The following is a 10,997-nucleotide window of genomic DNA, read 5'->3' on the forward strand; positions in this document are numbered from 1 at the left end:
CGAACGTCTCCTGTCGTGAATTGAATCGATTCGTTAAACAACATCGCGGGAGCCGGCCGGTTCGGCCCACTCGTCCGCACGGCAATGCACGACGATCGTGACCGTCGAGCGTCCATCCTGGGTTGGCGGGGTCGGCGTGGCGAGCAACTGCCACGAACGGCCCGCCGGTGATTCGATTCGATAGACGTCTTGCGGCAAATACGCGCCCGCGGGCAACTCGAACGTTGCCGAATAGCAGACGTAACTGTCGTTCATGGGAATGCCGGCAGGCGCATGCGCGAGGATGGCCTCGAGCGTGGCTCCGTTCGATGCGCCAAACGTGAAGCGTTGCCCGATGGCCTCGAGCAACTCCGCGTGAGAAGGAATAGACGACAAGCAAGCCCCCGGCTCTATCGGTGAATCTATTGCGGGCGGCTAGGCCGACCGTGGTTTCTCGTTCGCTACTTATTCGCGGCCGCCCGAGAGCGAACCGCCACCTATGCACTTACCGCTCGGCGTCACCTCTCGCCGTCGCACACCAGCCCTCGCACAGGCAACGCATGCGCACCTTCGAAGGCCACGCCGGGACGCCGCATCCGCAGATACACGCCGTTCTCGCCGTCCGCCTCGAAGCCGAGCCGGCGATAAAGCGCCTGGACGCGGTTGTCCATTTCGACATACAGCACGATCGGCATCGCTCGCGCCGCCGCGTGCGCCACGAACGCCTGCAAAAGCCGCGTTCCGATGCCCGCTCCGCGATGCGCCGGCAGCAATGCGATATCGATCAACCGCGCCTCGCTGCCGCCCCAATCGTGATAAAGCCGACCAATCGGACACCCGTCCAACTCGATAACATCGAAGCAGCCGTTCGGGTAGTGACTGCGGTAATACTTGTCCTGCATCGAAAACTGTTCGGCCAGCAACTGCGCGATGCGCTGCTCGTCCAATCCCGACCGCGCGAATTCTTCCGCGCGCGTACTTTCGAACACGCTGTAGAGAAACGCGCGGTCGCATTCGAGCGCCGGACGCACGAGCAACCGATCGCCGACACCGGCAATGCGCTGCGATTGAACCGCCGCGTTGGTTTCGACGTGATCGGCCAACTGAGATCTCAACTATCGTGGTGAGGGAAGAGCTTCGATTTGCTCCGAGCCGTGGTCAATCGGCCCGAGAAAATCAACAATTGTTAGCCCCGGCTTAACGACCTGGATATTAGTCTAGAGAATCGTCACTAGCAATCGCGTCTGTCGTGCAATCGCTACGGAGATACCCGGATCGACAGGACGCCGCTCGCGGCAAAGGCAGAGCCCGAGCGGATCGGCCAGAAATTGGGAAGAGACGCGACGCGCGTTAAGCGAGGCACCCGCCCCGTTTAACGCGGTCGCAAACGTTGGCGCGATATATCTTGCGTCGATTAATCGGTAAAAAACGGCTTATCGCAATCTCAGAATCGACGCGCCACTTTTATTCGAAACGAATACTACTGCTTCACCGAGGAAACGACATTTCCAGAATCGTCGACGATATCGATCGAACGTTTCTTGCCGCTTGCCTTGCCGCTCGCCGCGAGGCTCGGCTCCTCCACCGGCACGGGTAGCGTTTCGTCGGGCGAGGCGAGGACGAGCGGGCCGCCGGTGCGCGACTGTGCGGCCTCGGAATACGCCGACGCGAGCCAGTTCGTGCACGCGCTCAATCCTTCCCAGCTCGCGCCAGCGTTGTTCGCGGCCGTCTCGGTGGCGATCGCGCTCAAGTGCTGCCAATAAGCGAGCGTCTTCTTGAACCCGGCCTGCGCTTGCGCGCTCGGCAGCGTGATCATCCACTCCAGCGAGCGCGAGTCCACGGCCGCGAGCGCAATGCCGTGCTGTTCGGCCAGCGTGGTCTTGACCGTTTGCAGGTTCAGCCGCGTCAGCCGCTCGAAACCGTCGAAGGTTTGATTGGCGATGTCGGCCATCGACGCGAACGCCGCTTGCGCCGCGGAACTCGCGCGCGCGGCTTCGCCCGAAAAGTCGATTGCAGGTGAACTCATCGTTTGGCTCCATCGGAAAGAGAAACGAACACAGGGAATCAAGCAGGTGCGCACCCTAGCTATTCTTCGCTTGGGGATTGCCCACCTTCTCGGCGAATTCGGTGAGCTTCTTATCGGTCGCCTTCTCCTCTTCGAGCGTCTCCTTGAGCAGCGTCACGGCGTCTTGCTGCCCAAGCTGCTTAGCCAGCGCGCATAGCGTGCCGTACGAGGCGATTTCATAGTGCTCCACTTTCTGAGCCGCGCCGATCAAGCCCGCATCGAGAACGGGTCCCTTCTCGATTTCATCGATGAGTTCCTCGCCCTCCTCGATCAGGCCCTCCATCGCGGCGCACTTCATCCGCTTCAGTTTGATGCCGCACTTCTCGACGACTTGATCGATGCGCTCCACTTGACCGTGCGTTTCCTGCAGGTGCGTCTCGAACGCCTGCGACAGTTGCTCGTTCGTCGCCGCCCGAGCGAGCTTGCCCAGCGCTTTGGTCAGTTGCTTCTCGGCACTGTAGATGTCCGACAAAGCGTGAATGAACAGATCGTCCAATGTTTTGCGTGCCATGGTGAATGTCCTTTATGTCAAGAGTAAGTGGCGCCCGAACGCACTCGCGCGCTCTCGGGTCTGCCGCACTCCCGCAACGCTCGTGCCTTGGCCGGGCGCCCTTGGGAACGCGCGTTGCTGCCCACCTTCGGCGTTCCTCGAAATCACACGCTGCGGACTTCCCCACCCGAACCGGACGTCTTCGCTCACTCCAAGGAAACAGACATGCGAGCTCTCTGTTGGCACGGTAAACACGATATTCGCTACGATACGGTGCCCGATCCCGTGATCGAAGACGGACGCGATGCGATCGTGAAGGTCTCCACCTGCGCGATCTGCGGCTCGGACCTCCATCTATTCGACGGCTTCATGCCGAGCATGGAACACGGCGACGTCATGGGTCACGAATTCATGGGCGAAGTCGTCGAGGTCGGCAAGGACAATCACGCGCTAAAACCGGGCGACCGCGTGGTCGTGCCGTTTACGATCATCTGCGGCGAATGCGACCAGTGCCGGCGCGGCAACTTCTCCGTTTGCGAACGTAGTAACCGCAACAAGTCGATGGCCGATAAGGTGTTCGGCCATGCGACGGCCGGCCTATTCGGCTACTCGCATCTGACGGGCGGCTATGCGGGCGGGCAGGCCGAATACGTGCGCGTCCCGTTCGCCGACAAAACGCATATCAAGGTGCCCGACGGACTCACCGACGAGCAAGTGCTCTTTCTCGGCGATATCCTGCCGACGGGGTGGCAAGCCGTCGTGCAGTGCGACGTGCAGCCGACCGATACCGTCGCCATCTGGGGCGCGGGCCCCGTCGGGCAAATGGCCGTGCGCAGCGCGCTATTGATCGGCGCAAAACAAGTCGTCGTCATCGACCGCATCCCGGAACGCTTGGCGATGGCGGCCTCGGCGGGCGCGGTGCCGATCAACTTCGACGAAGAAAGCGTCATCGAACGCTTGAACGAATTGACGCAGGGAAAAGGCCCGGAAGTATGCATCGATGCGGTGGGCATGGAGTCGCACACGGGACGCTCGCTCGATTCGATGGTCGATCGCGTCAAACAAGCGGTCATGCTCGAGACGGATCGACCGCATGTGCTGCGAGAAATGATCTACGTCTGCCGCCCGGCCGGAACGCTCTCCATCCCGGGCGTGTACGGCGGCTTACTCGACAAGATTCCGTTCGGCGCCGCGATGAACAAGGGCCTTACGTTTCGCATGGGACAGACGCACGTGAATCGTTGGATGGGCGAGTTGCTGGAACTGATCGATCGCCGGCGTATCGATCCGTCATTCGTCATCACGCATACCGCGCCGCTCGCGCAAGGGCCCGATTTATACAAGACTTTCCGCGACAAAGTCGACGGCTGCATCAAGGTCGTGCTCAAACCATAGGGCGCCCGCCTCGGGTTGACCCGCGTCAAGACGAACTCACTCCGAATCGACACACAATTGATGCCGTTTGCGGCGACGCTGCGCGCGAACGGCCCGGCCCGCAAAGCCGAAATAGAACGAACTTGCCGAAAAGGAGTGAGTCGATGTCCGCGAAACGCCCGCATCACTTGGCGGCGCTTGGGGTGCCGCTATTTTGGCCGATGGCGGCCGCTTGCGCGATGGTCGAGGAAGGCGCGGCGCTCTACGCCAAGAATCTCGCCTTTCTCGCCGAAGAGGAAAAGCTGCACGTCGAATTGCGGCCGCAGCTTGCGACGCCCAACACCGTGCGGCTCGATCTGCGCACGATGTTCTTTCGCGACTACTCGTCGAGCGAGGCGGCGCACGTGGGAAGCGCGGCATTCCCGACCATCGTCGACGCGCCGTACGCGGGCCACACGGCGATGATCGCCGACTACCAGCCCGGCCAAAGCCTCATGACCACGTTGCGCGAACACGGCGTGACGCGGCTTTTTCTAACCGATTGGAAGTCGGCGACCGAGGATATGCGCGACCTCGAAATCGATCAATATCTCGCCGAATTGAACGTCTGCGTGGATGAACTCGGCGGGCGCGTCAATCTTGTCGGATTGTGCCAAGGCGGATGGATGTCGGCGATGTACGCCGCGCGCTTTCCCGAGAAGGTGGCGTCGCTGGTACTGGCCGGCTCGCCGATCGATACCGATGCCGGCGATGGCCCGGTCAAGCGGATGGCGCACACCTATCCCACCTCGTTCTACGAGGAACTCGTCGAACTCGGGGGCGGCCTCATGCGAGGACAGTACATGTTGCGCGGTTGGAAAAACATGCATCCCGAGCAGCACTATATGGCCAAGCATATCGATCTGTACGAACACATCGACGACCCGGCCTATCTGAAAAAAGAAGAAGCGTTCGAGAGCTGGTATGAAAATCCGATCGACTTGCCGGGGCGCTGGTATCTCCAAGCGATTACGCAACTCTTCAAGGAGAACCGGCTCGCCAAGGGGACTTATGTTGCCCTCGGAAAGACGCTCGATCTGCGCACGATCACCTGCCCCGTCTACCTGCTGGCCGGCGAAGCCGACGACATCACGACGAAAGAGCAAGTGTTCGACGCCGAGAAGTATTTAGGCACGCCGCCCGCGTTGATCACCAAGCGCCTAGTACCGGGCGGGCACATCGGGCTGTTCATGGGCTCGCGCACTCTGGCGCAAGCATGGCCCGCCATCGGCACATGGATCGCGCAGGTACGCTAGCGAACGATCATCGCGCTTGCGCGTTCGCGTTCGAGTTTGCGCTGGGGCATGCCGGATCCTTGCCCCAGTGATCGGAACAGACGCGCCAGCGGCACACCTGCGCCTCGAAGAAATTCGACTTATCGCATTGCTTGACCTGAGCGGCCAAGCTGACCGGATGCGCCTTCGCGGCCGCGGCTTTCGCACCGACGCTATCGGAGGCCGCATGCGCATCATACGGCTTCGTCCTTGCAACGAGGGCGGCCAGCAAATCGACATCGGGATCTTCGCGTTCCGTCGAGCCATGCGCCTTGGGACGTTTGACCACGGCGGCATGGGACGCCTGCTGTTTATCGTGGCGATTTTTCGTATTGTCGCGCGTGCTATGCGCAGGCGCAGCGCTCGACGCCGCACTCTTCGCGGGTGCCTTCTCAGCTTGAACCGGGGGTGCGCTTGCCGGCGATGCCGCGACGCCGCTTGCGAGCGCGCGCGATAAAGGATCGGCCCCAACGGCGCTCGAGGCGGACGCCGGCGTATCGTCCGCGACGATGACGGCGGCTTGCGGTGTCGATGCGGCGGCTTGCACGGCGGCGGAAGCGACGCCGCTCGCGACGGCCGGGCCCTCCGGTTTGCCGGTGCGGGCTGCGGCGTGAGCGACGGTTGCGGCGGCAACGGGAGCATGTCCGCTCGGCTGCGTGCGCTGCCATTGCCAGGCGCCTAAGGCGCCGGCGCCCGCGACGATCGCCAACGCAGCCGCGGCCAGCGGCTTCTTATTCGAGCGCCGGCGTCGAGCAACCGGTTGCGCCGACACGCGCCCTTCAAGGCTCGCGAGAATGCGGGAACTGCTGTCCGGGGCACCGGGCGCCGTCTCGGAAAGTAGGCTCGGCCGCCCTTTCGAAGTGGTTTCCGGTGCACTCATTCAGTATCTCGTTGAATCGTAGTTTAATTCGCCGTGATAATAGGAATCCGGCCTCCCTTGGCAAGCAGGCCAGATTCTAAGAGCAAGCATTACAAAATACAATTTATTTCCCCCCGGGGCTCATCTTGATTGCCGTTGCACTCGCCGCTTATTTCGCCGTTGCCGTCACCATCGCGGCCTTGTTCCTATTGCCCGCCGCGCGCGGCGCCCTCTTCTCGGCCGCCCTTGCATTACAAAGACGCATGTCGCGCCGTACATCGCGGGGAATGTCGCATCTGAGAAGCGGTATCGATAAATCAGTAAGAATTTCCCATGGCGCGCTTGTCGACACGAAAAAAATACTGATTCGGCGGCGCTTGATGATTTTGATTACGGCAGGTATCCTTGCGGCGCCTCCATTGATTGCAATTGCATTGCGCGGCCGCCAATTGTTTCAGTTCGATGGCGATACCCGCGTGCCGGACGAGAAAATCGCCGCATTGCTCAATGGCGAGCAGCTCGTTCCACCGCCGCCGTTGCCGCCCGAGGTCTTCGAGACCAAAGAAGTCGAACAGGTCCGTCCGGCACTGCGCGACGCCAGCCGCGATTGGAATTTGCTGGATGCCGATTTCAGAACCCGCCTATTGCTCGTGTACAAGATCATGCGCGAGCAGTACGGGTACGAAATGGTGCTTTTGGAAGGTTATCGGAGCCCGGATCGACAAAACCGGCTCGCGCAGTTGGGGGGCGTGACCAATGCGGCCGCATATCAGAGCTATCACCAATACGGACTTGCCGCCGACAACGCCTTTTTGCGCGACGGCAAGGTCGTCATTTCCGAAAAAGACCCGTGGGCCATGCATGGCTACGAACTATATGGGCAAACGGCCGAGCAAGTCGGCCTGGTATGGGGCGGCCGATGGAAATTGATGGATTTCGGCCACGTTGAATACCACAAGCCCGGATTCGTCCTAGGGCGCAAACCCACCGGCGCGCCAGCCGGTCAATAGACGAACATCGAACGCCACGCGCCGATACGCAAAAGCCTCGCGCCACGCAGCGCCGGGCCATTCGACCTAGAACGCCAAGTTAAAGCCTTATGCAACGCTTCCTGAATGCGCTGACCAGCAAACGCACGATGACCGTCATCGGGGTGATCGTCATCGCGGCTGTCCTATTCGGCGCCACCCTCTGGTTCGATCTTCCGCTCGCCTGGCCTATCGCGGCGATGGCAGTCATCCTCGCCCTGATCGTCGCCGTTTGGCTCTGGCGGCGCATCGCGGCGCGCCGTGCGAGCCGCAAACTCGGCGAGATGCTCGAGCAGCAAGCCGAGACCGGCAAAGCGCCGCAGGCGAGCGGCGCGAAGAGCGCGGATCTCGACGTGCTGCGCACGCGTCTGGCCGAAGCGGTACGCACGATCAAGACTTCGAAGATCGGTCAGGTTTCGGGGGGCGCGGCGCTTTACGAACTGCCCTGGTACATCGTCATCGGCAATCCGGCGGCGGGCAAGAGCAGCGCGGTACTGAACTCGGGGCTGCAATTTCCGTTCGCCGAAAAGAGCGATGCGATCGTGCACGGGATCGGCGGCACGCGTAATTGCGATTGGTTTTTCACGACCGAAGGCATCTTGCTCGATACGGCCGGCCGCTACTCGGTCCACGAGGAAGACCGCACCGAGTGGCTCGGCTTTCTGAACCTGCTCAAGCGCTACCGGCCGAAAGCGCCGATCAACGGCATCATCGTCACGGCCAGCATCGCCGAGCTCACGAACAGCCGCCCCGATGCGACGATCAACCTCGCGCGCAGCCTGCGTCAGCGCGTGCAGGAGCTGACCGAGAAGCTGGAGGTATTCGCGCCGGTCTACGTCATGTTCACGAAGGCCGACCTCATCACCGGATTCGCCGAGTTCTTCAGCGGCGGCGAACGCCACGAGTACGACCGCGTGTGGGGCGCCACCCTGCCCTACGAGCGCGACGAAAAGCGCGATGTCGTCGCGCTGTTCGACGAACGCTTCGAGGAACTCTACGAAGGCCTCAAGGAAATCAGCGTCGCGCAGATGTCGATCAACCGCGGCACGATGCTCTCCCCGGGGCAACTAAGCTTCCCGCTCGAATTTCTGGCGATCAAGCCCGCGCTGCGCGTGTTCCTCGCCACGCTGTTCGAGAGCAATCCGTTCCAATACAAGCCGATCCTGCGCGGCTTTTACTTCACGAGCGCGCTGCAAGAAGGCGAAACGAGCAGCGCCGCGGCGCAACGCATCGGCCAGCGTTTCGGCCTCGCCGTGAACGATCTGCCCAAGCCGCAGGCAGCCGCCTCCAAGAACGGGTTTTTCCTGCGCGATCTGTTTTCTAAGGTCATCTTCGCCGACCGCCAAACCGTGCGGCAATTCGCGAGTCCCGCGAAAACTCGGATGCGCTACGGCACGTTCTTCGCGTTCGTCGCCGTGCTTGCGCTCGCGCTGGGCGGCTGGACCTGGTCGACGATCGGCAATCAGCAACTCGCCTCGAACGTCCAGGCCGACCTCGACAACATCGTCCGCTTGCAAAGCAACCGCAACGACCTACAGTCGCGCTTGCAGGCAATGGACATCCTCGAAGACCGTATCGAGCAACTCGAACAATTCAAGCGCAAGCGGCCGATCTCGGTCTCGCTCGGACTTTATCAGGGCGATCGGATGGAACAGCGCCTGTTGACCGAGTACTACCGAGGCGTCAAGCAATTGATGCTCGATCCGGTGTCGCAGAATCTCGCCTCGTTCTTGAAGGAAGTCGACGCGCATCCCGATCAGTTGGCCCCGCTCACGCGTCCGCCGGAGTCGGGCGCGATTGCCGTGTCCGCGCGCGCCGGCGGCACGAGCGCGAGCGGCGGCGTCAGCACGAACGGCAATGCGGCCCAAGGCGGTCTGTACAGCGACGCTTCGCCGACCAACGTCGAAGACGCCTACAACGCGCTCAAAACGTATCTGATGCTCTCCGACAAACGCCATGTCGAAGCCGCGCACCTCACGGATCAACTGGCGCGCTTCTGGCGCGGCTGGCTCGAAACGAATCGCGGAAACATGTCGCGCGACGAGATGATCCGCAGCGCCGAGCGCATGATCACGTTCTACCTTGCGCGCGTATCGGACGACGATTGGCCGATGATCGACGCCAATCTCTCGTTGATCGATCAAACGCGGGAGAACCTGCGCCGCGTCGTGCGCGGCATGCCGGCCCGCCAGCGTGTCTATGAAGAGATCAAGGCGCGCGCATCGACGCGCTACGCACCGATGACGATCGCGCGCATCGTCGGCGAGAACAACGCGAATCTCGTGGGCGGCAGCTACGCGATCCCCGGCACGTTCACGCGCGAAGCGTGGTTCGGTTACGTGAAACCGGCGATACGCGATGCGGCGACGAAGGAACTTCAAGCGAAGGACTGGGTGCTCGGCACCTCCTCGCAGGACGACCTGACGCTCGAAGGCAGCCCCGAGCAGATTCAAAAGGCGCTCGTCGGCATGTACAAGACCGAATACGCGCAACACTGGCAACGCTTCATGCAAGGCATCGCCGTGCGCGATTTCGGCAGTTTCGGACAAGCCGTCGATGCCATGAACCGGCTCGGCGATCCACAAGACTCGCCGATTCGCAAGGTCCTCGAAACGGCTTACGACCAAACGTCCTGGGACAACCCGGCGCTCGCCGCCGGCCCGCTGCAAAAGGCTCAGAACGGCGTGACGGGCTGGTTCAAGCGCCTGTTCTCGTCGAAACAGCAAGCCGCGCAGAACGCGGGCGTGGACCTCGACGTCAATCTCGACGGCACCACGGCCGCCGGACCGGTCGGCGTCGCGTTCAGCGGCCTTGCGCGAATCGTCGCCAAGCAAGAGAACGCGTCGTTGCTGGGCGGCTATATGGAGACGCTGTCGAAGGTCCGCACGCGCTTCAACATCCTGAAAAACCAAGGCGATCCGGGGCCCGGCGCGCGCGAACTCATGCAGCAAACGCTCGACGGCAACGGCTCGGAACTCGCCGATTCGCTCAAATTCGTCGACGAGCAAATGTTGACGGGCTTGAGCGACGACCAGCGCAAGACGCTGCGCCCGCTGCTCGTGCGTCCGCTGATGCAGGCATTCGCCGTCGTCATCGAACCGGCCAGCAACGAAGTCAACAAGGTGTGGAACGCGCAGGTCTTCCAAACGTTCCAGACCTCGCTCGCCGGCAAGTACCCGTTCGCGAGCGGCGCCAAGGTCGAGGCCGGCGCGAGCGAAATCGCGCAAGTGTTCGGCCCCGACGGCGCGATCTCGAAGTTCGTCGGTACGACGCTCGGACAGCTCGCCGTGCGCCGCGGCGACACGCTCTCGCCGCGCACGTGGGGCGGCATGGGCCTCGCGCTGTCGCCCGAATTCACGAACGGCTTCGCACGCTGGGTGGCGCCGCTCTCGGGCGCGGCGGCAGGGGGCGGCGGCTCGGCCGAACCGCAGACCGTATTCCAGATCCTGCCGCAGCCGGGTCAAGGCACGACCGAGTACACGATCAGCATCGACGGTCAGCAGTTGCGCTATCGCAATACGCCGCCGCAGTGGACCAACTTCGTCTGGCCGAATCCGCAGGGATCGCCCGGCGCCACGCTGACCGCGACCTCGTTCGACGGCCGCACGATCGAACTCGTCAACGAGCCCGGCCGCTACGGTCTCGAAAAGCTGATCAACTCGGCCAAGCGCACGCGCAATGCCGACGGCACGTTTGCGCTGTCGTGGACGCAAGGCAGCGTGACGGTCGCGCTGAGCATGAAGATCATCAGCACGTCGCAGCCGTCGAGCGGCGGCGGCGGGACGCCGCAGCAAGCGAGCTTGGCCGGCGTGCGCCTGCCCGAATCGGTCGCCGACGCGGCCGCCGCGCGCACGGCCGCGGCCGCGGCGGTGGGCGGCTCGGCTCCGAG

9 protein-coding genes are annotated in these 10,997 nt (G+C 62.6%); 4 read left to right on the plus strand and 5 right to left on the minus strand.

The genetic code is table 11. From position 1 onward, the window contains the following. Positions 1-33: 33 nt before the first annotated feature. From DXT59_RS21300 to DXT59_RS21315, 4 genes are all read right to left on the minus strand, one after another. Complete coding sequence (locus tag DXT59_RS21300) at positions 34-375, minus strand: DUF6916 family protein (RefSeq protein WP_162878182.1); 342 nt, start codon at positions 373-375, stop codon at positions 34-36. Positions 376-497: 122 nt separating this feature from the next. Beyond that, the gene (locus DXT59_RS21305; protein WP_240324611.1) at positions 498-1,082 is read right to left on the minus strand and encodes a GNAT family N-acetyltransferase; all 585 of its coding nucleotides are present in this window, start codon (positions 1,080-1,082) and stop codon (positions 498-500) included. A gap of 377 nt (positions 1,083-1,459) precedes the next feature. Next, a complete protein-coding gene (locus DXT59_RS21310; RefSeq protein WP_116138840.1) occupies positions 1,460-2,005 on the minus strand; it encodes a phasin family protein in 546 nt (181 codons plus the stop codon). Positions 2,006-2,060: 55 nt separating this feature from the next. Then, complete coding sequence (locus DXT59_RS21315; RefSeq protein WP_116138841.1) at positions 2,061-2,555, minus strand: YciE/YciF ferroxidase family protein; 495 nt, start codon at positions 2,553-2,555, stop codon at positions 2,061-2,063. Between the two features lie 204 nt (positions 2,556-2,759). Between DXT59_RS21315 and DXT59_RS21320 the strand changes: the two genes are divergently transcribed. Both DXT59_RS21320 and DXT59_RS21325 read left to right on the plus strand, forming a co-directional pair. After that, on the plus strand, positions 2,760-3,929 hold the full coding sequence (locus DXT59_RS21320) for a zinc-dependent alcohol dehydrogenase (RefSeq protein WP_116138842.1): 1,170 nt from the start codon (positions 2,760-2,762) through the stop codon (positions 3,927-3,929). A gap of 143 nt (positions 3,930-4,072) precedes the next feature. Further along, positions 4,073-5,203: an alpha/beta fold hydrolase gene (locus tag DXT59_RS21325; RefSeq protein ID WP_116138843.1), complete on the plus strand. Its 1,131-nt coding sequence runs from the start codon at positions 4,073-4,075 to the stop codon at positions 5,201-5,203. 7 nt (positions 5,204-5,210) lie between these two features. Here DXT59_RS21325 and DXT59_RS21330 read toward each other — a convergent pair whose 3' ends face one another. Then, positions 5,211-6,101 (minus strand): phage tail protein, encoded by an 891-nt coding sequence (locus DXT59_RS21330; RefSeq protein ID WP_116138844.1) that lies wholly within the window; start codon positions 6,099-6,101, stop codon positions 5,211-5,213. Positions 6,102-6,226: 125 nt separating this feature from the next. Between DXT59_RS21330 and DXT59_RS21335 the strand changes: the two genes are divergently transcribed. Together DXT59_RS21335 and tssM are read left to right on the plus strand one after the other, a co-directional pair. Beyond that, positions 6,227-7,090, plus strand: coding sequence for a M15 family metallopeptidase (locus tag DXT59_RS21335; RefSeq protein ID WP_116138845.1), 864 nt, complete (start codon positions 6,227-6,229; stop codon positions 7,088-7,090). 89 nt (positions 7,091-7,179) lie between these two features. After that, on the plus strand, positions 7,180-10,997 hold a 3,818-nt coding region (tssM, locus tag DXT59_RS21340; RefSeq protein WP_116138846.1), incomplete at its 3' end, for a type VI secretion system membrane subunit TssM.

This window comes from Trinickia diaoshuihuensis, from assembly GCF_003390925.1.
GTDB classification, from domain to species: Bacteria; Pseudomonadota; Gammaproteobacteria; order Burkholderiales; family Burkholderiaceae; genus Trinickia; species Trinickia diaoshuihuensis.

Bases quoted from the DNA above. Each gene is read 5' to 3' on its own strand.
- DXT59_RS21310 (WP_116138840.1), bottom strand. From the start codon at position 2,005: ATGAGTTCACCTGCAATCGACTTTTCGGGCGAAGCCGCGCGCGCGAGT.
- DXT59_RS21315 (WP_116138841.1), bottom strand. From the start codon at position 2,555: ATGGCACGCAAAACATTGGACGATCTGTTCATTCACGCTTTGTCGGAC.
- DXT59_RS21320 (WP_116138842.1), top strand. From the start codon at position 2,760: ATGCGAGCTCTCTGTTGGCACGGTAAACACGATATTCGCTACGATACG.
- DXT59_RS21325 (WP_116138843.1), top strand. From the start codon at position 4,073: ATGTCCGCGAAACGCCCGCATCACTTGGCGGCGCTTGGGGTGCCGCTA.
- DXT59_RS21330 (WP_116138844.1), bottom strand. From the start codon at position 6,101: ATGAGTGCACCGGAAACCACTTCGAAAGGGCGGCCGAGCCTACTTTCC.